The sequence below is a fragment of the uncultured Rhodoblastus sp. genome (assembly GCF_903903185.1).
Lineage (GTDB): Bacteria > Pseudomonadota > Alphaproteobacteria > Rhizobiales > Beijerinckiaceae > Rhodoblastus.
Genome location: NZ_CAIUXT010000081.1, coordinates 38,971 through 64,586 on the forward strand (window position 1 = coordinate 38,971; position 25,616 = coordinate 64,586).

Genomic DNA, 25,616 nt, shown 5'->3' on the forward strand with positions numbered 1-25,616 from the left:
CGCTGTGATAGTCACGGGTCCAAATGGACCCAAACGGGGCGCCTTATGGACGAATTGTCGGAAACTTTCAGCGGATCCAGCGAAGCCGAGCTTCTGTTCGAGAAAGACAAGACGTTGCTGATCGTCGACGACGACAAGCCTTTTTTGAATCGTCTCGCCAAAGCCATGACCCTGCGCGGCTTTCAGGTCATAGCGGTGGAAACGGTGATCGAAGGCCTTGCGGCTGTGCAAAAGGCGCCGCCCGCTTTCGCCGTCATCGATATGCGGCTCGGCGATGGCAATGGTCTCGACGTCATTGGCGAGTTGAAGTCGCGACGCCCGGAAGCGCGAGGCATCATATTGACGGGCTATGGCAATATTTCGTCGGCGGTCATCGCGATAAAACGCGGCGCCTTCGATTACCTCGCCAAGCCCGCCGACGCCGATGAAATATTCCACGCGCTGCTGAACTCCAATCGAACCGTAACTGGCGATGCTCCCGAAAACCCGATGTCCGCCGAACGCGTGCGATGGGAGCACATACATAGAATTTACGAACTCTGCCAACGTAATGTTTCAGAAACTGCGCGTCGTCTCAATATGCATAGGCGCACCTTGCAACGTATACTTTCAAAACGCGCGCCAAGATAATTTAAATTCTAAAAAATAGGTTTGACGATTACCATGATGACGATAAAAATCATCATGATCGTCGGGATTTCATTCCAAATTCGGAAATATCGCGAGGAATGACGATTGTCGTCACGTTCGAAATTCTGTCGCAACCCTGCGAAATGCCAATGCGCCGCAGTTAACCCCAGCACCAAAGCCAGTTTCACATGAAACCACGGATCCTTGAAAAAAGCCGCTTCGCTCGCCAACCATAGGCCTGTCGCCCAGGCGGCGATCATGGCCGGGGTCATGATCGCCTTGAGCAACCGACGTTCCATGATTTTGAAGGTTTCCGATTGAACGCCGCCGGTTTCGGCGGCGCAATGATAAACAAATAATCTTGGCAGGTAGAGAAGGCCGGCCATCCAGGAGATGATCGCAACGACATGCACGACCTTGACCCATAGGTACATTCAACCCTCCCAATAGCGAATCTGGCGAATCAGCCCCTCGACGTGCGCGATAGGCGTCTGCGGCAAGATCCCGTGGCCGAGATTGAAAATATGGGACCGGTCGCGATAGGCGGTCAGGATTTCCCGGACGGCGGCTTGTTGCGCCGCGCCGCCGGCGATCAGAACCAGCGGATCGAGATGACCCTGAAGTACGACGTCCGGCGGGATATATTTTTTCGCCCAACTCGGGTCCACAGCGGTATCGAGACCGATGGCGTTGGCGCCGGTGCTGAGCGCGAAAGACGGGATGTGGGAAGCTGCCCCACGCGGAAAAGCAATGATTCGCGCGAGAGGATGACGCGACCGTACGCCCCGGATGATTTTTGCGACCGGCAGCAGGCACCATTTTTCAAATTCCGCGGCCGGCAGGACGCCTGCCCAGGAATCGAAAATTTGCACCGCCTCGACGCCAGTTTCTATCTGGCGTGACAGATAGGCGATCGACGCCTCGACCAGTTTGTCGATCAGCAACTGGAACGCTTCCGGATATTGATAGGCGAAAATCCGGGCCGGGGCCTGGTCGGGGGTGCCTCGTCCGGCGACCATATAGCTCGCCACCGTCCAGGGAGCGCCACAGAAGCCGATAAAGGATGTCTCCGGCGGAAGAGCGCTTTTGACCCGGTCAATCGTCTCGAAGACAGGCGCCAAACGATCGAACGACAATTCGGAAAGCCCTTTGATGGCGTCGGGATCGGTCAGAGCGTCAAGTCGGGGGCCCTCGCCGGTCTCGAAGGAAACCCGTTGGCCGAGAGCGTCTGGAACGACAAGGATGTCGCTGAAAAGGATGGCTGCGTCGAAACCAAACCGACGAATCGGCTGCAGAGTGGCTTCGGTCGCCAGCGCCGGCGTGTAGCAAAAATCGAGAAAGCTTTTGGCGGTGGCGCGGATGGCGCGGTATTCGGGGAGATATCTTCCTGCCTGGCGCATGAGCCATATAGGCGGTTTACCGGTTGAGCGGCCGTCCAATGCCGTCAGAAAGGGTTTTTGCGACTTTGGGGATTCGTTGGTGGAGAGACTCGGCGACACGGCGGGATCCTAAAAAAGAAAGATTCCTAGACTCTTTTTTCTTTTTATTGACCCCTGCAATAGCCTTATTCCGATTGATTCACAACGCGTCCCCAGTTGGCGAAAATAATTTGCGGGTTGGGGCCGAAGGATGAAAAAGCCGTTTGTTAAGGATTAATTAACCATTTATCGGGCGGTGCGGGCCCTGCGTCGATCGCTCGCCGACAGCTTTATCCCCATAATTCCCGGATTGCGCCGCTTCCCGCTGGTTTTTATCGACATGATCTCGCCTGTTGAGAAAATGACGAAAAATGACCAAATTGGCGCGAGGAGAGAGACATTTTTGATTCAGCGCGCGATAATCCACAGGGCCTGTGCAAAAGGCCGAGGCGTACCCCGGTCGGGCGTTGAGGCTGGAGACTCGCTGCGAAGGAAACAAAGGCCGGTTCGGATAAAACCAATATCGGCGTCAGAGAAAAACCATGGGTGTATCGAGCGGACGGGCGTAGAATAAAAAAGGGCAGCGTCGATCGGATTGAAATTTAAAAGCCACTGAAAAATCTCGTGTTTGGGAGCGCCTCTTGGCCGAAAGTCGCAATTATTTTCATCTGCACCTGGTTTCGGATTCGACGGGGGAGACGCTGATCGCTGTCAGCCGCGCGGCGGCGGCGCAATATCAGGGCGTGGCCTCGATAGAACATGTCTATCCTCTGGTTCGCAACGGCGAGCAACTCGAAAGGGTGATTGCCGAAATCCAGTCTTCGCCGGGCATAGTGCTTTTCACCCTGGTCGATCCGGAACTTGCCGAGAGGCTGGAGACGGCCTGTTTCGATTCCGGCTCGCCGGCCTTGTCGGTGCTTGCCCCTATTCTGGAGGCATTTCAATCCTATCTCGGGCCAGCTTCGACGCCTCGGCCCGGCGCCCAGCACTCATTGAACTCGGACTATTTCAAGCGCATCGACGCCCTGAACTACACGATGATGCATGACGACGGGCAATTGCCGTCTGATCTGGAAACGGCCGATGTCGTGCTCCTGGGCGTCAGCCGGACATCGAAGACGCCGACCAGCATTTATCTGGCGAACAGGGGCATCAAGACGGTGAATATTCCACTGGTTCCCGGCGTTCCGCTTCCGCCGGCCGTGCAAAATCTCAAGCGGCCCTTGATAGTGGGATTATTTGCTTCGCCCGATCGGATTGTGCAAATTAGGCAAAATCGGCTGCTGGCGCTCAATGCGGCGCAGGATTCGCCCTATGTAGACCGGGAATCGGTCGCCGACGAAATTAGTCGGTCCCGACGGCTTTTTGCAGAACGCGGCTGGCCGGTGATCGATGTCTCGAGGCGATCCATCGAGGAAACCGCGGCCGGCATTCTCGATCTTTATCGCGCGCATGCAATGAGGTTCATTGCCCAGGCCTGAGGGCGATGTGGTTCCAATCCCGCCGGCGGCGCCAAGATCTGGAGGATAAAACCCTTAAGGCTTGATCGGGCGATCGCAAAACCGTCGGGAGATGGGAGTCATTCGGGCATCCTCGGGAAGTTCTGAGCGAGACGTCTGGACGCTGGCGAGTCGCGATCAGGCAAAATTTTGCTAGCGACATAATCGAATTATCAGAATAATGATTTTCAACGAACATATAACGGATTGGCTGAAATTGGGGGCGGTTGTTTGAGCGATTTCCGGAAATCTTGTGTTATCGGCTGGCCCGTCAATCATAGTCGCTCCCCGCTCATTCATCGATTTTGGTTAGATAAATATAATTTGTCAGGAGATTACACGAGAGAATCGGTGAACGCAGAAAATTTTCCCGGCTTTGTAAGAAAACTGAGTGAATTTGGGTATTGCGGAGCCAATGTAACCTTGCCGTATAAGGAAAAGGCTTTGGCGCTTTGTGATTCTACCACCGAGTTGGCGACCCGTTTGGGAGCGGTGAATACTTTGTGGTTTGAGGGCCCTTGCCTTCGCGGCGACAATACCGACGTCGGCGGATTTCTCGCTAATCTCGACGAGCAGGCGCCCGGGTGGGATCGCAAAGGCGGGCCGGCGGTGGTTCTGGGCGCCGGCGGGGCCGCCCGCGCCGTTCTGGCTGGACTGGCCGCGCGGAAAATAGCCTGTGTCACCTTGTTGAATCGTTCGACGGAACGCGCACTCGAATTGGTGGACGAGGCCAGCAGCTGGGGATTTGAACGGCTGGCGGCGGAGGCTCTCGATCCGTGCGGGCGGAGTTTGGAAAAGGTCGATCTGTTGATCAATTCGACCTCGCTGGGAATGGCGGGACAGCCAAAACTCGAACTTGACCTTTCGTTTTTGCCCGATACGGCGCTGGTGAGCGATATTGTTTACACTCCGTTGGAAACCGAACTGCTCAAAGCCGCTCGAAGGCGCGGACTGCCGACGTCGTCGGGCCTCGGAATGTTGCTCCACCAGGCGGCGCCGGGGTTTGAACATTGGTTCGGCGTGAAGCCGGAAGTGACGCCGCAGTTGCGGGCGCTGATCGAGGCGGACGTCCGGCGGGGCGAGACATGATCGTGCTGGGTTTGACTGGATCGATCGGCATGGGCAAATCGACGGCCGCCGGAATTTTTCGTCGCCTGGGCGCCGCAGTTTTTGACGCCGATCGGTGTGTGCACGATCTCTATGAGGGACCCGTGGCGGACCTCCTCGATTCGGCCTTTCCCGGCGTGAAACAGCAGGGCCGCGTCGACAGGAACGCGCTGGCGGAGCGGATTTTACGCGATCCCAAAGCGATGGCGCAGCTTGAATCGCTCATTCATCCGCTGGTTCTCGAAAAAAGGCGGGAATTTCTTTCGCGGATGCGCGATCGGGGAGCAAGGTTGGTTGTGCTGGACCTGCCGCTGTTGTTCGAAACAGGTTCGGAAAAAGACGTCGACGCGATTGCCGTGGTTTCGGCGTCGGCGTCGATTCAGGCCGCGCGCGTTCTGGCCCGTCGCGGCATGAGCGCCGACAAGCTGGCCGCCATCCTGGCTCGGCAAACCCCCGATGCGGCAAAACGGCGTTCCTGCCACTTCATCGTCCAATCAGATTGTGGATTGATGTCAGCGGAACGCCAGATAAAATCGATCATGGCGGCGCTGAGTCCTTGCGAATAGCGCAGCTGAAAAACCGCGAAATCATCGCGATAGCGTCCTCAGGCGGAGCGGGCGCTTGTTCCCCAAAAAGGAAACACGCAAGAACCGGAAACGAAAACCTGCATCGGATTCAACCGAAACGCAGATGACTCTGGCGGGAACTGTCGATGAGGGAAATCATTTTGGATACGGAAACGACGGGGCTCGATCCCGCCGGAGGGGACCGCATCGTCGAAATCGCGGCGTTGGAACTGTTCAACGGATCGATAACGCAAAACAGATTTCACGTTTACATCAATCCAGAAAGAGACATGCCCGATTCAGCCTTCAAAGTGCATGGCCTATCGCAGGAATTCCTGAGCGATAAGCCAACATTCGGTCTAATCGTGGATTCATTTGTCGATTTTATCGCCAGTGACCCCATCGTTGCGCATAATGCCGAATTTGACGTTCGTTTTCTCAATTGCGAGCTTGAACGGCTTGGCCGTTCGCCGATCGATAACGGACGCGTCATCGATACGTTGCTGCTGGCGCGGCGCAAACATCCGGGAACGTCAAATTCGCTCGACGCTTTGTGTGCGCGCTATGGGATTGACCGGAGTCGTCGGAGCAAACATGGCGCGGTGATCGACTCGGAAATCCTTGCCGAAGTTTATATGGAATTGAAAGGGGGCCGGCAGACGTCGCTTTCCTTTGCAACTGGGAGGGACGCTCCGAGGTTGCGTCCGGTCACGAGATTGGCGCCGCGACGGGAAACCTGGCCTTCGTATCTGACGGACGATGAAGTGGAGCGGCACCAGGCGTTCGTCGAAAAAAAATGCTGTCGGTCGCTATGGTTGCATTATGCGCCCGCGCAAAATGTGCCCAGCGCGTGAGGACGACGCGCATCGTCTAACATTCCGATCCTGCGCTGGAGTCGCTCCAGGACAAGAAAAATTTATGACACCGATTACCACTGATCAAACAACCTCCTTAAATAACAATATGTTGTGTGCAAAGAGGGGATTGTCGCGCGCTCATGGGAGCTTGACAGACGCGCGATCCGATATCGAATCGCCGAGACGATAAAAAAACCAAAGCGCGGTCGAACAGCGCGTTCTGGAACGCCTTGCTCGGACTCAAGCCTTTCTCAAGCTAATGAGCCAGGCGAGGGCCGGAGCGGGGCGATTATCGGGTACAGATCGCGCAGGAATCTGGGGCGGCGGATATTGCGCGGCCGGGACGGTCTGTGTATGGTCTCAATCGTCGCCGCGTGAATGCAGGGCGCTGAAAATCTACAATATCGATTCACGTCAACAGCTTGCCTTAGAATAAGAAAAGATATGACTAGGGGAAGAAAAATAATCCAGAATTCGGTGATCGTTATTCGTGAATAGCTTTTAAACGGCTACGGGAACTCTGGAATTATTTAGAAAAACGCCGATTAGAAGGAAGACGAGAGGCTATTTGTCTCTTTTGGTAAGGGGGGACGTTATGAATTCTGCATGCCTTGATTGTAATCGGTGCGCCCACGACCGCGTTGTTTTGTTTGGCTCTCCTGCGGGTTGACGAGCTGGACTCCCGTTGCCGCCGTCAAATAGTCATCTGACTTCGTCGCCCGGCGCGCCGGCCTTGTTAGGGCCATTTTGACTGGCTGCTTCAGGCCATTCACACTTTAGATGCTGTCAATGAGCTCTTGCGCTTCCGGGCGCAAACCTGCGGTTTTTTGCCGCAAGAAGAGAATAATATGTCCAAGACGCAGGTTCATAGAGAGTTAAATACGCCAGAACAGGTGAAAATCGCGCCTGAAGTCTGGGCTCGTTTTTGTGCGCGTCTTCGCACGGAAGTTGGCGATGCCGTCTATACGTCATGGTTCACGCGGTTAGAACTTGATCGCATCGACGATGGCTGCGCTGTGTTATCGGTTCCGACCAAGTTTCTTAAGAGCTGGATTCAGGCACATTATCTTGAGAAACTGCGAGGGGCCCTGATCGCCGAAATTCCGCAAGCCCATGAGATCGCCTTGGATCTGCGGGGAACCGGTCGTATCGTTGCGCGAGGCATGGATCGCACCGATTCTTTCGTCTCAAAGGTAGGCGAAGCGGGTGACCGGGCGGTGGAACCGACTCCCGACCGTGGAGGTTCATCGAAGGGTTTCGTCGGCGGATTTGAAGGCTCGGCCCTGGATCGTCGGATGAATTTCGCGACTTTTCTGGTCGGGCAGTCGAATCAGTTGGCCCATGCGGCAGCCTTGCAGGCAAGCCGGGCGCCGCTGGGCGCCGCAACCATGTTCAATCCTCTTTATGTTTATTCAAGCGTCGGGCTTGGAAAGACACATTTGATTCAGGCAGTCGCTCACGCTTCCGCGGAGGCGGGGCGGCGAGTCATCTATCTGACGGCCGAAAAGTTCATGTATGGTTTCGTGACGGCGCTGAAAGCGCAAAACTCGATTGCTTTCAAGGAAAGATTGCGGGCGATCGATGTTCTGGTTATCGACGACGTGCAGTTTTTGCAGGGGAAGTCGATCCAACACGAATTTTGTCACACTTTAAACGCTCTGATCGATGCGGGACGACAGGTGGTGATCGCCGGCGACCGTATGCCGGGAGACCTCGAAAGTCTGGACGAGCGTGTGCGTTCGCGATTTGCGGGCGGTCTTTGCGTCGAAATGAATGCTCTCGACGAAGCTTTGCGGACTCGCATTTTGGAAGCGCGAATCGCCGTCGCCAAGGCGGCGGCCCCCGGTTTCGATGTCGCCAAGGCGGTGGTCGCGATGGTGGCGCGGTCGATTCCAACCAATGGACGCGACCTGGACGGCGCTGTCAATCGCCTCCTCGCGCATACTACCCTGGCCGGATCGACTTTGACCCTGGAGGCGGCGGAGGCCGCTATTCGCGATCTTGTGCGGATACGCGATCCAAAACGGGTCAAGATCGAAGACATTCAAAAGCTCGTGGCGACGCATTTTAACGTCAGTCGCGCGGATATTCTGTCTTCTCGCAGAACGGCCAATGTCGTTCGTCCCCGGCAGATCGCAATGTATCTGTCGAAAACCATGACCTTGCGCTCTTTGCCCGAAATCGGTCGCCGCTTCGGTGGGAGAGATCATACGACGGTTTTGCACGCCGTTCGTAAAATTGAGGGTCTCGTATCGACGGATGCGGCTCTGAGCGAGGAGCTTGAGTCTTTCAAACGGCTATTGAGCGAATAGAGCGAGCGCCTTTTGTCAAGAATCTTGAATCGACCGCGAATCGGTCAATTTTAATCAATCGTCGATTTTCCGGAAAGGTGGCGACCCCGCAGCGCCGGAAAAGAGGAATCGCGGCATGACCCATTTGATTCTTGGGGGAGCTCGGTCCGGCAAGACGGCTTTTGCACTTTCCGTTGCGGAAAAAACCGGATTTCAGAAATGCATGATCGTGACCGCCACAGCGGACGATCCGGAAATGCTGGATAGAATTGCCCTGCACCGCGCTGAGAGAAGCGCGGATTGGCTGGTGGTGGAGGAAGCCCAGGATCTTTGCGGCGCTTTGAGGAGTCTGGTGCGGTCCGACCGGGTTGTCGTTGTCGATTGTCTGACTCTATGGTTGTCGAATCTGTTTTTTGTGCAAAAGGATTGGATGGCGGAAACCGTCGGTCTGGCGACCATTGTCAAGCGTCCCGGCGGCAGGATCATCCTTGTTTCCAATGAAATCGGTTTTGGCCTGGCGCCAGTCAACGACTTGGGTCGGGCTTTTCGCGACGCGCATGGACGGATGAACCAGATTGTGGCCAAGGCTTGCGATGAAGCGACAATGGTTGTGGCCGGACTGCCCATCGCGCTGAAATCAGGCAGGAATTGACCGAAGCGCATGGAGGGTTGTCAAGCTTTGGACCGACCGATTCGCGTTCTGCCGCGTTTTTCCATAGCCAGCTTGTGGTTGTGGTCAAAAGGCGCTACTCTCTGATTCCCTCCTTAATTGTGATCGCTTGTCATTTGCAGCCGAGATCGGCGCGCTGGGCAACAGGGCCGTTGGGCTCAGCGATCAATCTTTTCCTCATTGCAGAAGGGCGCCCTGCCCAATGTCAGATATCGAAAAAATCGTGACCGAAGACCGGATGCGCGAAATCAAGCTTCAGGACTTGAAAGCCAAGTCGGCGACGGAACTTCTGGCTTTCGCCGAGGAGCACGAAGTCGAAAACGCGTCGATCATGCGCAAGCAGGAATTGATGTTCGCCATCCTCAAGCAGCTCGCGCTGCGGGAGATCGAAATCATCGGCGAAGGCGTGGTCGAGGTCTTGCAGGATGGATTCGGGTTTTTACGCGCGCCCGACGCCAACTACCTTGCGGGGCCGGATGATATTTATGTTTCGCCGTCGCAGATCCGGCGATTTGGTTTGCGTACGGGCGATACGGTCGAGGGACTGATTCGCAGTCCCAAAGAGGGCGAGCGCTATTTCGCCCTTCTCAAGGTCAATTTGATTAATTTCGAAGATCCTGAAAAGGTTCGCCACAAGGTTCATTTCGACAATCTCACGCCGCTTTATCCCAATGACAGGTTGAAGCTCGAAATCGACGATCCAACGCGCAAGGATTTTTCCGCTCGGGTCATTGATATTGTTTCGCCAATTGGTAAGGGCCAGCGCGCGCTGATCGTCGCGCCGCCGCGCACCGGCAAAACGGTGATCCTGCAAAATATTGCGCAATCGATCACCACCAACCATCCCGAATGCTACCTGATCGTCCTGCTGATTGATGAAAGGCCGGAAGAGGTCACGGATATGCAACGATCGGTCAAAGGCGAAGTCGTTTCCTCCACCTTTGACGAACCGGCTGTCCGCCATGTCCAAGTTGCGGAAATGGTCATCGAAAAAGCCAAGCGACTGGTCGAACATGGGCGCGATGTCGTCATATTGCTGGATTCGATCACGCGTCTTGGCCGCGCCTATAATACGGTTGTGCCTTCTTCCGGCAAGGTCTTGACCGGCGGCGTCGACGCCAATGCCTTGCAGAGGCCGAAGAGGTTTTTTGGCGCCGCGCGTAATATTGAAGAAGGCGGCTCGCTGACGATCATTGCAACGGCGCTGATCGAAACCGGGTCGCGCATGGACGAAGTGATTTTCGAGGAGTTCAAGGGCACCGGCAATTCAGAACTCATTCTGGATCGCAAGGTCGCGGATAAGAGGGTCTTTCCGGCGATCGACATTACCCGCTCCGGCACCCGCAAGGAGGAACTGCTGGTTCCGGCGGATATTCTCAAAAAAATGTACGTCTTGCGGCGAATCCTCAATCCGATGGGCACCATCGACGCCATCGAGTTCCTGCTCGGCAAATTGCGCGAGACGCCAAAAGGCAATTCGAGCTTCTTCGATTCGATGAATACCTGAGATCTGGATGGGGCAGTCGGAAGCCCGCTTGGGAGGTGTTTCACGTGAAACATCTCCAGAGCAAGGGGTGAGGAAGCGGAATGGCCTATGGCCTGGATGATCGCCGCACCATTTTCGCTCTGGCGACCGGCATAGGAAAATCCGCCATTGCCGTTATCCGTATTTCCGGCCCGAATTCTGGGCGGGCCGTCGAATCGCTGATTGGGCGTTTGCCGGCGCCACGGCGGGCAGTTCTCAGAACGATCGCGGAGCCTTCAACCCAGAATATTCTTGACCGGGGCCTTGTGCTCTGGCTGCCCGGCCCGGATTCATTCACCGGTGAAGATAGCGCCGAACTTCATGTTCATGGCGCGCGTGGGGTCGTCGCCGCGATTTTGCGTGTGCTCGGCGAATTGGAAGGTTTGCGTCCGGCTCTGGCCGGTGAATTCGCTCGTCGCAGCCTGGAAAACGGCAAATCCAATTTAATCGCCGTCGAGGCTTTGGGCGATTTGATCGAGGCGGAAACGGAACAGCAGCGCCGTATGGCCATGGCACAGGCCTCCGGCGATTTGCACTTGGCGGCGGAGCAATGGCGGAATAGTCTGATAGACGCCCTCGCCACTATTGAAAGCGAACTCGATTTTTCGGATGAATCCGAGGCGCATCGCGCGTCGCATCATGAGTCGAAGGCGATAATAACAGATATATTGACAACGATGGCGCCGCTCACGGTTGGAAACGCCAGGGTTGAACGTATCCGGGAGGGCTTGACGGTCCTCATCGCGGGTCCGCCGAACGCCGGCAAATCGACGCTGTTGAATGCCATCGCCCGGCGTGACGTGGCGATTGTTTCGGAGCGGGCGGGGACGACGCGCGACTTGATCGAGGTCAAGCTCGATCTCGCCGGCTTCCCGGTTAATCTGATCGATACGGCGGGCATTCAGGCGACCGACGATCCGGTCGAGCAGGAGGGTATCCGGCGTGCGCTGCGCAAGAGCGCCGATGCCGATCTAATTCTTTGGCTTACGTCGGCGGAAGACGGCTCTTTTCTTCCGCCGAAGGAGTTCGCGGGTCGGCCGATATGGCATATAATCACCAAGTTGGACCGGCATGACGCGGAGGAACAAAGCGCCGCAGGCGATGCTGAGGCCGATTTGACCGATGGGCCCCGCCCCACCTGCAAACTGGCGATCTCCGCGCGAACCGGCAAAAACCTTGAGAAACTGATTGGCAGGCTCGAGAACCATGCGAGCGAAACGATGTCGGTCGAGGGATCGATGCTTGTCGCCAATGAGCGCCAAAGGTTCGCCATCGTTATGGCGCAAGAGGCTTTGTCGGCTGGACTCGACGAAAATGCGCCGCTGGAAGTCGTGGCGGACGAGTTGCGTCGAGCTTGTTTTGCGCTCGAGAGCCTGATGGGGAAAGTCGGCGTCGAAGATGTTCTTGACCGGCTTTTTTCCCGATTCTGCATCGGAAAGTAATCGGATTTGATATGGAAGCGCGCGAAACGAGTTTTGACGTCATCGTTATTGGGGGCGGTCATGCCGGTTGCGAAGCCGCGAGCGCTGCGGCGCGCTGTGGCGCCCTTACGGCCCTGGTCACTCACAAGCTTTCGACAATCGGCGAAATGTCCTGCAATCCGGCGATCGGTGGACTTGGCAAGGGTCATTTGGTCCGCGAGATTGACGCCTTGGACGGCATTATGGGACGCGCAGCGGACAGGGCGGCGATTCAGTTCAGGCTGCTCAATAGGTCGAAAGGGCCGGCGGTTCGCGGGCCGCGCGTCCAGGCGGACCGCAGGCTTTACAAACAGGCGGTCCGGGACCTTTTGCAAGCTACCGAAAATCTGACGATTATCGAGGGTGGCGTCGAGGGTTTTGGGTCTTTCGGCGCGGGCGGTGGGTTTCTTCTTCGACTTCATGACCAATCCACTTTGGTCGCGAAATCGGTCGCGCTCACCAGCGGCACTTTCTTGAATGGCGTCATCCATGTCGGTCTCCACTCGGAGCCTGCAGGGAGGGCGGGTGATGGTCCTGCTTTGCATTTGAGCGAACAGCTTAACGCTTTAGGACTTGGTCTTGGTCGTTTAAAGACGGGGACGCCGGCCCGGCTGTCACGCAAATCGATCGATTGGGAAGGGCTGCCACAGCAATTTGGCGATGAGGAGCCGGCCTTTTTTTCGGCCTTCACCAACCGCGTGGTCAATCCTCAGCTCCCTTGCGCGATCACCCATACGACGCGCGCTGGCCACGAGGTCATTCTGCGCAATATCGATCGCGCGCCGATCTACTCGGGCCGGATTTCCGGGCGCGGTCCACGCTATTGTCCTTCGATCGAGGACAAGGTGATTCGTTTCGGGGACCGGGACAGTCACCAGATTTTTCTGGAGCCGGAAGGACTGGATGACGACACCATCTATCCGAACGGGATTTCAACCTCGCTGCCGGTCGATGTTCAGGAGGAGTTTCTGCGCACCATTCCCGGCCTGAATCGCGTCGAAATCCTGCGTCCCGGCTATGCGGTGGAATATGACTATGTCGATCCGCGGGAACTGAAATCGACTTTGGAACTCAAGAAGCTTCCGGGATTTTTTCTCGCCGGTCAGATCAACGGAACGACGGGTTATGAAGAGGCGGCGGCCCAGGGGCTGGTCGCCGGTCTCAACGCGGCGGCTTTTTCCGGCGGGAGGCCGGAAATATCGTTTGATCGGAGCGAAGCCTATATTGGCGTGATGATCGACGATCTCGTCACCCAGGGCGTTTCGGAACCCTATCGGATGTTCACTTCGCGGGCGGAGTTCCGGCTTTCGCTTCGCTGCGACAATGCCGACATCAGGCTGACGCCGCGAGGGCTGGCGATTGGCTGCATTGGTTATGAAAGGAGCAGATTATTTGCCGAGCGCGCGCGGCAACTGGCCTCATTGACCGACAAATTGCATGCACTGAGCATGACGCCGGCGGAAGCTGGAAAAAACGGCATGCAACTCAATGGGGATGGTATCAGGCGTTCGGCCTTTACGCTCCTGTCCTATCCAGACATCGGCTTTGACAGCCTTGTGCCGATCTGGCCGGAATTGGCCGCCTTCGGTCGGGCGACGGCCGAGCAGGTCGAGATTGACGCCAAATATGCGGTTTATCTGGAGCGGCAATCCCTGGCGGTATCGGCTTTAAAGCGGGATGAAGGCGTTCGGCTGGGGCCTCAACTGGACTATGATCTCATTCCGGGTCTTTCGAATGAAGTTCGCGCCAGGCTGAAAAGCGCGATGCCCGACAATCTTGGCCAGGCGGGGCGCATCGAGGGGATTACGCCGGCGGCGTTGACACTGATTCTCGGCTGGGTGAAAAGGAATGCTGCAATCGATTCGTCAACGATCGGCGTGCGGAATGGATTGCGATGAGGTCTGGCGTAAAAGCGGCGATGGATACGGATTGCGAGCGCAAGTTGGCGATTTACGCCACACTCTTATTGAAGTGGCAAAAAAAAATCAATCTTGTTGGGTCTTCGACGATTGGCGATCTTCGGGCGCGCCATTTTGACGATTCGTTGCAATTGTTGCCGTTGGCGGGCGCATGGCGCAATTGGTTGGATTTGGGCTCTGGAGCCGGATTTCCCGGAATGGTGATCGCCATCGCCGCCGGAAACCACGAGAGAAAGGTCCATCTGGTCGAATCGGATAAGAGGAAGGCGGCGTTTCTTCGGGATGTTTCACGTGAAACACTTAGCAATGTCGAAATTCATGCCGATCGGATCGAGCGGGTTCTGCCGGATTTAATTTCGACAATTCAATTCGATATCATTTCGGCAAGGGCGCTTGCGTCGCTCGAAAGATTGATCTTCTATGCCCGTCCAATTCTTGAAAAAGGGGGCGTTGGGCTGTTTTTGAAGGGGAAAGGTCTGTCGAGCGAATTGACCCCGGCGGTGACGGACGGTAGCGTAATACTCGATTTTATCGACAGCCGAACCGACATCGACGCAAAAATTGTCGTCGTTCGCGGGTACAACTCCCAAACGAATACCGTTTAAGGGTGTTAAAATGGAAAATCAGGACCAGATGCGCGTCCTTGTTGTCGCCAACCAAAAGGGCGGCGTCGGTAAAACCACAACCGCAATCAATCTTGGGACGGCGCTCGCGGCGATCGGAGAAACCGTCTTGATCATCGATCTCGACCCGCAGGGCAACGCCTCGACCGGGTTGGGAATAGATCGCAAGCATCGGAAAGTTTCGACCTTTGAGGTAATGACCGGGGAGCGGACGCTTGACGCCGCGATTCAGGCCACGGCGGTGCCGCGCCTTTATGTGGCGCCCTCGACTTTGGACCTGTTGGGCGTCGAATTGGCGATAGCCAACGAGAAGGACCGCAATTACCGGTTGAGAAACGCGCTGCGGGCCATGGCCGGTCGAAATGCGCTGCCGAATGGCGAGCGCATAACCTATGTGCTGGTGGACTGCCCGCCTTCGCTGAATCTCCTCACGATCAATGCTCTTGCGGCGAGTGACAGCGTTCTTGTTCCGCTTCAGTGCGAGTTTTTTGCTCTGGAGGGCTTGTCGCAGTTGTTGTCGACCGTCGAGCAAGTGAAGCGGAGCTTGAATCCCGGCTTGACGATTCATGGTGTTGTCTTGACCATGTATGATTCGCGAAACAACCTGGCGGGCCAAGTGGTCGCGGATGTGCGCGCTTTTCTCGGCGACAAGGTCTATGAGACGGTCATCCCGCGAAATGTCCGTGTTTCGGAGGCCCCGTCGTATGGGAAGCCAGTGCTGCTTTACGATTTGAAATGTAATGGGTCGCAAGCCTATCTCAAGTTGGCTTCCGAGGTCATCCAGCGTGAGCGAAACCTCCGGGCCGCTTGACCGAAACAGCGGAAACGGTAGACCAGCCGGCCGGTGGCGCTGGCTGCGTGTCTGGCGGATCATCATTGGAAGAGGGTTGGAAATGGCGGAAGAGGCGCGCACGCGACTGGGACGTGGATTGGCGATGCTGATCGGCGATACGCCTTCGCTGGAACAGGATGCGCAGGGTTACGCCCAAACGAAGGCGCCGATCGAATTCCTTCGGCCAAATCCCCGAAATCCTCGCCAGTCCTTCGATGAAGCTGAATTGCAGGAACTGGCCGAATCGATCCGCGAACGCGGCATTATCCAACCCATTCTCGTGCGTCATCTCGTCGGGATGACCAATGTTTATGAAATTATCGCCGGGGAGCGTCGCTGGCGGGCCGCCCAGCGCGTGGGTTTGCATGAGGTCCCCATCGTCGTCGTCGAAGCGGACGACCGGCAATCGCTCGAATTCGCTATTATAGAAAATGTTCAGCGCTCGGATTTGAACGCGCTTGAAGAGGCGATGGGTTACGAGCGCCTGACGGCGGAGTTTTCCTATAATCAGACCGATCTCGCCAAGATCATCGGCAAAAGCCGAAGCCATGTGGCGAATACGATCCGACTCCTGAAATTGCCGGAAGAAGCGAAGAAATATCTGGTCGACGGCAGCATTTCGGCCGGACACGCGCGCGCCTTGCTGTCCGTAGAGAATCCCGAAAGAATGGCGCGTCAGATTGTCGACGAAGGTTTGACGGTTCGGGATGTCGAGCGCCTGGTGCAGGAACGCGCGGCGCCGCCGGAAAACAAGGCGCCCGCAAAAGCGCCGCAGGAAAAAGACGCGGACACCCGTGCGCTGGAAAAGTTGCTCACCGACCTTTTGGGTTTGACCGTAAAAATTAACCACAAGGGCGAAACCGGCGACGTCCGCATCCAGTACAAGTCATTGGAGCAGCTAGATCTTTTGTGTAAGCGTCTGCAGGGGTAAGTAAAACAAAGCAGATCCCGCATAGGAGCGCCTGGCTTGATTTGAAATGGGATAAGTTCTATTGGCCGGTCGTTAGCCTTGATCGACAGGCGTAGCGGACATAATTTCAATTGCGTTTGAGCGATGCGGCAAATGCGAGAAACAGTCGGGCGACGTATTCCTCGCCAAGATAATTGGCCTGCCGAGTTCTTTTCACCAGATCTTGCAAAGCCTTGATAATCGTTTCTATTTTGACGCGCGACGCGTTCCTCAAATGCGAGGTGATCTCCGCCTTACGATTATAGGCGTTGAATTGTCGGAGCACGATTTGCAGCGCGCCGTCAAAAGAGCCGCCATTTTCGGTTTCGACCAGGCCGCGATGCAGCGCCAGCGCATAGCGTGTCGTTTGCCCGAGCAGGGCGTTGGCGTCGATGCCGCTCCGCAGCGCTTTGTTGACGAGCTCAACCGTTAGGGCTGGGCGGCCAGAAAAAAGCGCGAAAATCGCCGCATCGATATTCATGGCGGAAGCGTCATTCAAAATTTCGTCAATATGGGCGAGGGTGATCGCGCCTTGCCCGTGGGCGTAAAGAACCAGCTTGCCGAGTTCCGAGCGGGTCGACAACCGGTCTTCGCCCAGCATGGCGCCTAGCGCGTCGCGGGCGTCGGGTTCGATGGTAAGATTGGCTGCCTTGAGTTCGGCGTCGATCAGCCGTTGAATATCCTTGGCGTCGTCGCCAAGGCATTCGATCGAAGCGGCAAAGGTTTGTTTATCGATCCATTTCCGTATTGGCGCGTCACGTTTCAGTTCGCCGGCTTCGACGACGATGAGGCAATCCACTGGCGGCGCTTGAGCGATCCATTCGAGGGCGGGCAAAAGAGATTTGCCGCCAAGCGAAATTCTGATGACGCGATCGGCGCTGCCAAACAGCCCGATGGAATTAGCTTCGTCGATCAATGTCAGGGGATCGGCGGCGATCTGATCCCCGGCCAATGCGACCAATTGCAGGGATTCGCGGCTGTCGCCGATGACGGAGCGCAGGAGTGTCCGGCAACGTTCGGCAACGAGTCCCGGGTCCGCCCCGAAAATCAGAAAGAGAAAGTGGTCGGGGTTGCGTCGCAGCAAATAACGATCGGCTTCATGATGCGAAACGATCGCCATCTTCAGTCGCGGGTAGCCAAGACAGCGGCAATTCGCGTCCGGATTTGATCCGCTAGCACCTTGGCGTTGCGAATTTCAGCGTCACGCGCGGCGCGTACATTCGATAGTCGCTGGGTCGAACGATCGTAGACGACGAATTGCGTGACATTTCCCGAAGCGATCGGCTGGCCGTCTCCGGCGATTGGCAGAAGCTTGTATTGCGCGTCGATATTGACGTCGCCGGCTTCGGCGTGTCCGGTAAAGGTATTGACGACAGGCGTAGTCATCCTTTCTTGAAGGGTGACGATCAGCCGGTATTTGGGCGCGGGCGATGAGCCAGTACCATTGAAGGCAAAAATCAGTTCATTTTCAACGTAATGACCGAGGCGCTCGGGAATGGGTTCGATCTTGACCGCCTGCAATTCCGACGCCACGGAACTGCCGCCTGCGGTCGGTCCGTAGAGCGGCTGGATGCATCCGGCGAGGCCAATAGCCAGACCTGCGACTGCTGCGCCGGCAAAGATTGTTCGAATCATGCCCGGCTCAGGCTTGGCGCTAGATGACGACATTGACGATCCTCTGCGACACGACAATAATTTTCTTTGGGAGTCTGCCGTCCAAGGCGCGCTGAATGGCTTCTAGCTCCAGCACGGCCGCTTCTATTTCAGCCTGGCTGGCCTCCCGGGCGATAGTCAGGTCGGCGCGCTTCTTGCCGTTGATCTGCACGGGAAGGGATATCACGTTATCGACGACAAGAGAACGATCGGCGTTGGGCCAGGGCGACTCGGCGATGGGAATTTCGCCGCCGAGCAGCGCCCAGCATTCCTCACCGAGATGCGGCATCATTGGCGCGAACAGATGGGTCAGGATCCGACCGGCTTCGCGGAACGCGCAACGCAGATCGTCGCCTCCCTTCTCGCTCTCGACATTCGCCAGATGGGCCGTCAATTGATTGGCCAGGTCATAGACCTGCGCGACGCAACGGTTGAAGCGAAGGCGCGCCAGATCCTCCTCGACCTTCAGCAGCGCCGAATGGGCGGACTTGCGGACGGCCTGGGCGGCGTCGCCAAAAGATGAAACGCATGGCGCGTCGCGGCTGAAGTCGGCGATCTCGCCGATGAGGCGCCACAGGCGCTGCACGAATTTCGCCGCCCCCTGCACCCCCTCTTCGGTCCAGATGACATCTCGATCGGGGGGCGAATCGGAGAGCATGAACCAGCGCGCGGTATCGGCGCCGTGGCTCGCGATAATGTCGTCGGGATCAATGGTGTTACGTTTCGATTTCGACATTTTTTCAATGCCGCCGATTTCGACGGGACGGCCGTCGTCCAGCGCAAAGGCCTGACCGTCCTGATCGAAGCGAATCTCCTCCGGCGACAGCCAGGCGCCTTCGGCGGATCGGTAGGTTTCGTGCACCACCATCCCCTGCGTGAACAGTCCGACGAAAGGCTCGCTCAAACCGACATGACCGGTCGCCTTCATCGCGCGCGTGAAAAATCGCGAATAGAGCAGATGCAAAATCGCATGTTCAATGCCGCCGATATATTGATTGACCGGCAGCCATTCGTCGGCGATAGCGCGCGTTGTGGGAGCCTGTTCATTGGTCGGATCGGTGAACCGTGCAAAATACCAGGATGAATCGACAAACGTATCCATCGTATCGGTTTCCCGCCGCGCCGCCCGTCCGCATTGCGGACAGTCGACGTTTTTCCAGGTCGGATGTCGATCGAGCGGATTGCCGGGCAGATCGAAGGATACGTCCGGCGGCAAGGTGATGGGCAGGCTTTCGATGGGAGCGGTGACGACGCCGCAAGCCTCGCAGTGAATGACCGGAATGGGGCAACCCCAATAGCGCTGTCGGGAAATCCCCCAATCGCGCAGCTTGAAATTGACCTTGCGCCTGCCCTTGGGCGCGCCGTCAACCAGATCGCTTTCGAGCCGGCGAATGGCCTCTTCGCGCGCCGCTTGGGGGGTCAAGCCGTCGAGGAAGCGTGAATGGACGATTGTTCCGTCGCCGTCATAGGCGGTGTCGCCGAGAGCGAATTGGTCCGGATCGACGCCATCCGGGCAGACCACGATTCTGTAGCCAAGGCCATAAGCGCGTGCGAAATCGAAGTCGCGCTGATCATGTGCGGGACATCCGAAAATGGCGCCCGTTCCATAGTCCATCAGCACGAAATTGGCGACATAGACCGGCAGGGTCCAGCCCTTATCGAAGGGATGGCGGACCTTCAAGCCGGTGTCGTAGCCCTTCTTTTCGGCCGTTTCCAGCGCGGCGACCGAGGTCCCGACGCGCCGGCATTCTTCGATAAAAGCCTGGAGCTGGGTGTTCTTTTCGGCGATCTGGGCGGCCAGCGGATGATCGGGGGAAAGCGCGATGAATTCGGCCCCGAACAGGGTGTCGGGCCGCGTCGTATAGACCTCGATTTCGGACACGGGCGCAGCTTGCGCCAGCGAGAAACGCACCAGCGCCCCTTCCGAGCGTCCGATCCAATTTTTTTGCATCAACCGGACTTTTTCCGGCCAGCGATCCAGCGTTTCAAGCGATTGCAGGAGATCCTCGGCAAATTCCGTTATCTTGAAGAACCATTGGGTGAGTTCGCGTTGCTCGACCAACGCGTTCGACCTCCATCCGCGCCCGTCGATCACTTGTTCGTTGGCCAGAACGGTCTGGTCGACCGGATCCCAGTTCACCTTGGCCTTCTTGCGATAGACAAGGCCTTTTTCGAGCATGTCGAGAAACAGCTTTTGCTGGTGCTTGTAATAGCTCGGATCGCAGGTGGCGATTTCGCGCGACCAGTCGATGGAAAGTCCCATGCTTTGCAATTGCCGGCGCATGGCCGCAATATTGGCGTAGGTCCAGGTCGCGGGATGAGAGCCGTTCAGGCGAGCGGCATTTTCCGCCGGCATGCCAAAAGCGTCCCAGCCCATTGGATGAAGGACGTTATGACCCTTTGCCCGCATGGCGCGCGCGACGACATCCCCCATGGCGTAATTGCGCACATGGCCCATGTGAATTCGGCCCGAAGGATAGGGAAACATTTCTAGCACATAATATTTGGGCCGAGGATCGTTGTTTCCGGTCAGGAACGTTTGCCGTTCCCGCCAGATTTTTTGCCATTTCTGCTCGGCTTCGTGGGCGTTGTAGCGCTCAGATCGCATGGGGATTCCGCTTTTCGCACGACTTTGGAGATTTTCCGCAATGAGCATCATTTCAGCTCGACGGTCAACACGCGCCTTTGAAATGGGCTTGTGTCGTGCAATTCTGCGCGACGATCATTTTTGCTTCTAGACTCGCGGGACAATGCCCTCCTCAGCGCCCCTTTCACCTTTGGCCCCTGCCGCCGAGCATTTGGCGCAGGTGTGGGCTCGCATCAACCGCGCCTGCCGCGATACTGGCCGCGCCGAAGCCGACGTTGAATTGGTCTGCGTCTCCAAGAATTTCGATGCCGCCGCCATTGAGCCTGTTCTGGAGGCCGGGCAAAGAATTTTCGGTGAAAATCGCATCCAGGAGGCGCGCGAAAAATGGGTTGGGCTTCGCCGTAAGTTTCCAGATATCGAATTGCATCTCATCGGTCGGCTGCAATCGAACAAGGCCGCCGACGCGGTCGCTTTGTTCGACGTCATCGAAACCGTCGATCGGCCCAAAATCGCCGAGGCCATCGCGCAGGCTATCGGCAAGAGCGGCAAAAGCCCCCGTCTGCTGATTCAGGTCAATACCGGCGCAGAGCCGCAAAAAGCGGGTATCGCGCCCGCCGATCTCGCGGCCTTGCTGGCCTATTGCCGGCAGACCGCGGGACTGCGCATCGAAGGTCTGATGTGCATTCCCCCCGTAGATCAGTTGGTTTCGCCTCACTTCGCGCTGTTGCGGCGCCTTGCCACCGATTTCGGCCTGAGCCGCCTGTCGATGGGCATGAGCGACGATTTCGAACTGGCGATTCAGCTGGGCGCGACTCAAGTCCGGGTCGGCTCCGCCATTTTTGGAAGCCGTCGTGGCGTCGAAAAGCAACCAATGTCGATTTGAAGCGGCCGGCGCCAAAGTAGCTGAACCTTTTGCATATCGGCGCGCGACAAGGCGATGCATCCTGCCGTTGGCCGATAATCGGGATGGGCAAGATGCAGAAATATGGCGCTGCCCCGACCGAGAATGCGAGGTCGCCGGTTGAAATCCAGCACACCTATGAGATCGTACACGCCGTCCTCCCGCCACAAGGCTTCCGTCCTCGCCCGATAAGGCAGAGTAACCGCCCGGTTATAGAATTGATCCCGCGGATCGTCGCACCAGCCGTCCGTCCGCTTGATGGCGCGGCTGTCGGACCGGAAAACCTTCCACGCCTCGGTGCGCCGCAGCCAATCGGCGACGAAGAACTTTCCCAACGGCGTAACGCCGTCGCCTTCGCGCCGTTTGGGTCCAATCCCGCTCCAGCCAACGGCGCACTGGAGTTGGCGCGGTCCAAAGCCGAGCACTGCGCGACACGGGCGGCCCGGCAACAGCGGCAGCGAACGGACGGCGATGCGCGAATGCGAAACAGGTCCGCGAATCTGCAATATTCCAAGTTTTTGACGAAATTTCACGGAACGCGTAAATTTAGTCGTTATCATGGATTCGCCGAATCTATTCACCTGAATTCGCCCTCTCGATCGCTATCTGCTCCGGTCACAGGATCGTTCATGTTGCAAGTCCGCCGGATCCTGGTTGTGGATGACGACGATCTTCTGCGCCTTTCGCTGGTCGAGCAATTGGCGATTCATCAGGAATTTTCCACGCTCGAAGCAAGAAATATCGCAGAAGCGTCGATCGCCGTGCGCGCACAAACGGTCGATCTGATCATCATGGACGTCGGCCTGCCCGATGGCGATGGACGGGAGGCGGTCAGAAAACTCCGCCAGGAGGGCTTTCAGAAGCCGATCATTCTGCTGACCGGTCATGATTCCGAAATGGATATCGTATCGGGACTCGATTCCGGCGCCAATGATTACGTCAACAAGCCGTTCCGCTTCGCGGTTCTATTGGCGCGCATTCGCGCCCATTTGCGGCAATACGAGTTGAGCGAAGACGCCACGTTTCAGATCGGCTCCTATTTATTTTACCCGGGCGCAAAGTTGCTTACGGCTTCCGGCGGCGAAAAATTGCGGCTTACCGAGAAAGAGACGGCGATTCTCCAATATCTCAACCGGGCTAAAGGCACGGTGATCTCGCGCGACGAATTGCTGCGCGAAGTCTGGGGCTATAATGCAAACGTCACGACGCATACATTGGAGACGCACATATATCGTCTTCGACAAAAAATCGAAACCGATCCCGCCAATGCCCAGCTGCTGATCACGGATGCAGGCGGATATCGATTGGCTTTCTAGAGCATATTCTTGAAAAATTGCAGACTTTTCGGAAATGAATATGCGGCTAAACAAAGAGAGAGCGCTCATGCTTCGAGAATGTGCGGCGCTTAAAACCGGCGTTCGAAGAAGACGAGCGCGCTAAAGATAGTTCGCGCCCGGCGCGCTGATCGTTTCCTTGTTGGTGAGCGAATGTCCTTGGAAAGCGATATCAAGATCCTGATCGGTCAACCCATTTTCGCCGAATTAGCGCCGGAAGCGCTGCGCTTGATCGCCTTTGCATCCGAACCTCTGCGACTGGGCCCTGGCGACGTCGTGTTTCGTCAAGGCGAACCATCCGAAGGTGGATATGTCGTCATTTCCGGTGCGCTTTCGCTCGATTCGACGGAAAGTCCGGCCATCGCGGGCAAGGTAGTCGGGCCGGGCGTCCTGCTCGGAGAATTGGCGCTGATCGTCCCGACACAACATTCGACAACGGCGATTGCGCGCCAGAATTCGAACTTGCTCAAAATCCCGCGCGCGCTGTTCATTCGCGCGCTGGAAGCATCGCCGGCAAGCGCTCGGCGGCTCAAAAGCGCGTTCGCGCGCCAATTGCAGCAATTCGTCGCGGAACTCAACAAGGCGCGGAAGGCCTTTTTGGACTAGAGCCTTTTGATTTCAAGCGTTTTCTTGATGTGAACCAGGTTCCATCAAAAATTAAGATTCAGAGTCACGGGAACATGATCGGAAGGGCGCTCCCATCCCCGGGCGTCCCGAAGAATCTCGATGCCCGACAGATGGGGCGCCAGCGACCGTGAAGTCCAGATATGGTCGAGCCGTCGCCCCTTGTCCGCCTTGGCCCAATCGGGCGCGCGATAGCTCCACCATGTGTAAAGCTTGTCCTCAAGCGGCGTGAACTGGCGCAAAGTATCGATCCAGCGGCCTTCGCTGAGTATGAGCTTGAGTTTTTGAGTTTCGACTTCGGTATGGCTGACGACCTTCAATAAAGCCTTGTGGCTCCAGACATCGTGCTCAAAGGGCGCAATATTGAAATCGCCGACCATGATGGTGTCATTTTCAGTAATGGCTTCATTGACAGCGAGTCGATGCATTTCATCGAGAAACGATATTTTATGCGCGAATTTCGGGTTTTTCACCGGGTCTGCTTCGTCGCCTCCGGCGGGAACATAGAAATTGTGCAAGCGAATGGAACGACCATCGACGCTGAACGACGCCGCAATATGCCGCGCATCGCCTTTTTCGCAAAACGCGATCCGGTCGACGTCATCAAGGGGCAGCCGAGACAGGATGGCGACGCCGTGATAGCCTTTTTGGCCGTTGATCGCCAAATATTCGTAGCCAAGTTTACGGATTTCCGAACCTGGAAATTCGCTATCGCGACATTTTGTTTCTTGCAGACAAAGAATATCCGGCTGATGGACGTTGAGGAACTGGGCGACCAGGGGCATGCGCAAGCGGATGGAGTTGATATTCCAGGTCGTAATCTTGATCTGCACCGCTTAGCCCCTTACTGGAAGCCGATTTACCGAGTCTCGATATTCGCGACTTGCCGCGATGGCGGAGTCGCCCGACTAAGCTCGGCGGCGCTTTCGCGCCTTGCCAAAGCGCACCGGTCGTAACCTCCGTTAGCGGGTTATCTCGGATTGTTCGCTCTTTTGAGCATAGGGGCGAAGGAGCGGCAAGCGGAAAACCACTGTTGAATTATGCCTCGCCGGGAACGCGCCGCCGCATGACTCCCGGCAACCCTGGTCCTATGTTTAACCGCATGTAGTTTGCCGGAAAGTCTGCAAATTTTCGGCAATATGTTCTTACGAGTTGGATGCTGTTAATTTTGCGAGGGCCAGATTTCATTGCTCGGAATTCGAAACAGACCGTTGTCGGGAACCGACTTCAAGTCAATATTATGCAGTGTGACCAGAGTCTGGTAGCCTTGAGGATCAGTGACTTCCCACTGTTTCAAGCTGAAATTCTTGTTGTCGAAAGCAAGTTTAATTTTAGATGTTCCCCCGAACGTAGCAGTATCCTCCAAAGTAATAATTGTAGAATTGGTATTCGAAGACACGTTTGTTATTTTAACATCGCGCTTCAGTTTCAGATGCTCTTGCAGCAGAAATTTCAAAGGCGTTTGGCCGATGAAATATATTTGCTGGGTTTGTAGCTTGCGATCGCGAATGGCCACAGAGACGCCGTCGGCGATGATCTCCATGGTCGCCGGTTGGGCATATTCGAAACGGAGCTTTCCGGGCTTGGAAACATAGAGCTTTCCTTCGGCGCGCCGGCCATCGACGCCGACCTGAACGAAGTCCGCGGTCATAAATTTGGCGGCGTTGAAATAATCGTCGGCCATCTGGATGGCTATTTGCGGGTCGAGTCCTTCCGGCGCGGCCTTCGAGTTCTCCTGTTTTGGCGGCGTCTTTTTTTCCGGCGCCGACGCTTTTTGCGCCTGGGATGCGCCGCTGGACATCACGAAAAGCAGAAACGCCAAAAAATAACCCAAGCCGCGATTCATGGTCGGTCCTTCAGCCATTTATGGACCCCAAAGGGGAACGAAGAGAATTTGGAATGCCGGAAAATGGCGTTTCAGGATTTTTTCCGGCCCGGCGGCGGCGCCACGTTGCGAGAGCGTAGGGAACCCCTAACCTGATCTTGTGGCGGGATTTGGATTTCCTCAATCGTCGAGATCGAACGCGCCGCGATCCACGCCGCCGCCGACCAGTATCGCGCGTTTGCCGGCGTGGTTGGCGGCGCCGACGACGCCTTCCTTCTCCATGCGCTCGACCAGTGACGCCGCCTTGTTGTAGCCGACTGAAAGACGCCGCTGGACATAGGACGTC

General features: G+C 56.6%; 24 protein-coding genes. 16 read left to right on the forward strand and 8 right to left on the reverse strand.

The features are described from left to right. The first annotated feature begins 45 nt into the window (after positions 1-45). On the forward strand, positions 46-630 hold the full coding sequence (locus tag QZY01_RS07980; protein WP_294535583.1) for an ActR/PrrA/RegA family redox response regulator transcription factor: 585 nt from the start codon (positions 46-48) through the stop codon (positions 628-630). Between the two features lie 8 nt (positions 631-638). On the opposite strand, the gene hemJ is transcribed toward QZY01_RS07980, so the two are convergent. Together hemJ and hemE are read right to left on the reverse strand one after the other, a co-directional pair. Continuing rightward, on the reverse strand, positions 639-1,064 hold the full coding sequence (gene hemJ, locus QZY01_RS07985) for a protoporphyrinogen oxidase HemJ (protein ID WP_294535585.1): 426 nt from the start codon (positions 1,062-1,064) through the stop codon (positions 639-641). Then, a complete protein-coding gene (hemE, locus tag QZY01_RS07990) occupies positions 1,065-2,129 on the reverse strand; it encodes a uroporphyrinogen decarboxylase (RefSeq protein ID WP_294535588.1) in 1,065 nt (354 codons plus the stop codon). Between the two features lie 560 nt (positions 2,130-2,689). Here hemE and QZY01_RS07995 point away from each other — a divergent pair. The 12 genes from QZY01_RS07995 to QZY01_RS08050 all read left to right on the forward strand — a co-directional run bounded on the left by QZY01_RS07995 (position 2,690) and on the right by QZY01_RS08050 (position 16,328). Next, positions 2,690-3,529: a pyruvate, water dikinase regulatory protein gene (locus tag QZY01_RS07995; RefSeq protein ID WP_294535590.1), complete on the forward strand. Its 840-nt coding sequence runs from the start codon at positions 2,690-2,692 to the stop codon at positions 3,527-3,529. Between the two features lie 249 nt (positions 3,530-3,778). Continuing rightward, complete coding sequence (locus QZY01_RS08000; protein WP_294535593.1) at positions 3,779-4,636, forward strand: shikimate dehydrogenase; 858 nt, start codon at positions 3,779-3,781, stop codon at positions 4,634-4,636. Next, positions 4,633-5,220: a dephospho-CoA kinase gene (gene coaE, locus QZY01_RS08005; protein ID WP_294535594.1), complete on the forward strand. Its 588-nt coding sequence runs from the start codon at positions 4,633-4,635 to the stop codon at positions 5,218-5,220. Before QZY01_RS08000 ends, coaE begins: the two co-directional genes overlap by 4 nt. Before the next feature lie 146 nt (positions 5,221-5,366). After that, on the forward strand, positions 5,367-6,074 hold the full coding sequence (gene dnaQ / locus QZY01_RS08010) for a DNA polymerase III subunit epsilon (protein WP_294535597.1): 708 nt from the start codon (positions 5,367-5,369) through the stop codon (positions 6,072-6,074). A gap of 851 nt (positions 6,075-6,925) precedes the next feature. After that, entirely contained in the window at positions 6,926-8,389 is a 1,464-nt protein-coding gene (gene dnaA / locus QZY01_RS08015; RefSeq protein WP_294535600.1) for a chromosomal replication initiator protein DnaA, read from the forward strand. A gap of 115 nt (positions 8,390-8,504) precedes the next feature. Next, positions 8,505-9,020 carry a bifunctional adenosylcobinamide kinase/adenosylcobinamide-phosphate guanylyltransferase gene (gene cobU / locus QZY01_RS08020; RefSeq protein WP_294535603.1) on the forward strand — a complete coding sequence of 172 codons (516 nt, stop codon included), beginning with the start codon at positions 8,505-8,507 and terminating at the stop codon, positions 9,018-9,020. A 256-nt stretch (positions 9,021-9,276) separates the two neighbouring features. Then, positions 9,277-10,545, forward strand: coding sequence for a transcription termination factor Rho (gene rho, locus QZY01_RS08025; protein ID WP_294535633.1), 1,269 nt, complete (start codon positions 9,277-9,279; stop codon positions 10,543-10,545). 80 nt (positions 10,546-10,625) lie between these two features. Further along, positions 10,626-12,005, forward strand: a complete 1,380-nt coding sequence (mnmE, locus tag QZY01_RS08030; RefSeq protein ID WP_294535605.1) for a tRNA uridine-5-carboxymethylaminomethyl(34) synthesis GTPase MnmE — start codon at positions 10,626-10,628, stop codon at positions 12,003-12,005. Positions 12,006-12,016: 11 nt separating this feature from the next. Continuing rightward, on the forward strand, positions 12,017-13,921 hold the full coding sequence (mnmG, locus tag QZY01_RS08035) for a tRNA uridine-5-carboxymethylaminomethyl(34) synthesis enzyme MnmG (RefSeq protein WP_294535607.1): 1,905 nt from the start codon (positions 12,017-12,019) through the stop codon (positions 13,919-13,921). Next, positions 13,918-14,547 (forward strand): 16S rRNA (guanine(527)-N(7))-methyltransferase RsmG, encoded by a 630-nt coding sequence (rsmG, locus tag QZY01_RS08040; protein ID WP_294535610.1) that lies wholly within the window; start codon positions 13,918-13,920, stop codon positions 14,545-14,547. The genes mnmG and rsmG overlap by 4 nt, the downstream gene beginning before the upstream one ends. A gap of 10 nt (positions 14,548-14,557) precedes the next feature. Further along, the gene (locus QZY01_RS08045) at positions 14,558-15,376 is read left to right on the forward strand and encodes a ParA family protein (RefSeq protein WP_294535635.1); all 819 of its coding nucleotides are present in this window, start codon (positions 14,558-14,560) and stop codon (positions 15,374-15,376) included. A gap of 82 nt (positions 15,377-15,458) precedes the next feature. Continuing rightward, complete coding sequence (locus QZY01_RS08050) at positions 15,459-16,328, forward strand: ParB/RepB/Spo0J family partition protein (RefSeq protein ID WP_294535638.1); 870 nt, start codon at positions 15,459-15,461, stop codon at positions 16,326-16,328. Between the two features lie 106 nt (positions 16,329-16,434). Here the strand turns inward: QZY01_RS08050 and holA are convergent, their stop codons facing one another. The 3 genes from holA to leuS all read right to left on the reverse strand — a co-directional run bounded on the left by holA (position 16,435) and on the right by leuS (position 20,607). Beyond that, positions 16,435-17,466 (reverse strand): DNA polymerase III subunit delta, encoded by a 1,032-nt coding sequence (gene holA, locus QZY01_RS08055; protein WP_294535613.1) that lies wholly within the window; start codon positions 17,464-17,466, stop codon positions 16,435-16,437. A gap of 2 nt (positions 17,467-17,468) precedes the next feature. Further along, positions 17,469-17,867 (reverse strand): LPS assembly lipoprotein LptE, encoded by a 399-nt coding sequence (lptE, locus tag QZY01_RS08060; protein ID WP_294535616.1) that lies wholly within the window; start codon positions 17,865-17,867, stop codon positions 17,469-17,471. A gap of 133 nt (positions 17,868-18,000) precedes the next feature. Further along, on the reverse strand, positions 18,001-20,607 hold the full coding sequence (leuS, locus tag QZY01_RS08065; protein WP_294535618.1) for a leucine--tRNA ligase: 2,607 nt from the start codon (positions 20,605-20,607) through the stop codon (positions 18,001-18,003). Between the two features lie 142 nt (positions 20,608-20,749). Between leuS and QZY01_RS08070 the strand changes: the two genes are divergently transcribed. The 3 genes from QZY01_RS08070 to QZY01_RS08080 all read left to right on the forward strand — a co-directional run bounded on the left by QZY01_RS08070 (position 20,750) and on the right by QZY01_RS08080 (position 23,427). Continuing rightward, positions 20,750-21,469 (forward strand): YggS family pyridoxal phosphate-dependent enzyme, encoded by a 720-nt coding sequence (locus QZY01_RS08070; protein WP_294535621.1) that lies wholly within the window; start codon positions 20,750-20,752, stop codon positions 21,467-21,469. A 650-nt stretch (positions 21,470-22,119) separates the two neighbouring features. Beyond that, positions 22,120-22,803 (forward strand): response regulator transcription factor, encoded by a 684-nt coding sequence (locus QZY01_RS08075; RefSeq protein ID WP_294535641.1) that lies wholly within the window; start codon positions 22,120-22,122, stop codon positions 22,801-22,803. 171 nt (positions 22,804-22,974) lie between these two features. Next, a complete protein-coding gene (locus QZY01_RS08080) occupies positions 22,975-23,427 on the forward strand; it encodes a cyclic nucleotide-binding domain-containing protein (RefSeq protein ID WP_294535624.1) in 453 nt (150 codons plus the stop codon). 44 nt (positions 23,428-23,471) lie between these two features. Here the strand turns inward: QZY01_RS08080 and QZY01_RS08085 are convergent, their stop codons facing one another. The 3 genes from QZY01_RS08085 to QZY01_RS08095 form a co-directional block, all read right to left on the reverse strand. Beyond that, positions 23,472-24,230, reverse strand: coding sequence for an exodeoxyribonuclease III (locus QZY01_RS08085; protein ID WP_294535644.1), 759 nt, complete (start codon positions 24,228-24,230; stop codon positions 23,472-23,474). Positions 24,231-24,607: 377 nt separating this feature from the next. Beyond that, positions 24,608-25,309 (reverse strand): outer-membrane lipoprotein carrier protein LolA, encoded by a 702-nt coding sequence (locus QZY01_RS08090; protein WP_294535627.1) that lies wholly within the window; start codon positions 25,307-25,309, stop codon positions 24,608-24,610. 141 nt (positions 25,310-25,450) lie between these two features. Next, positions 25,451-25,616, reverse strand: a 166-nt coding sequence (locus QZY01_RS08095) for a DNA translocase FtsK (protein ID WP_294535648.1), incomplete at its 5' end; no start/stop codon positions are given.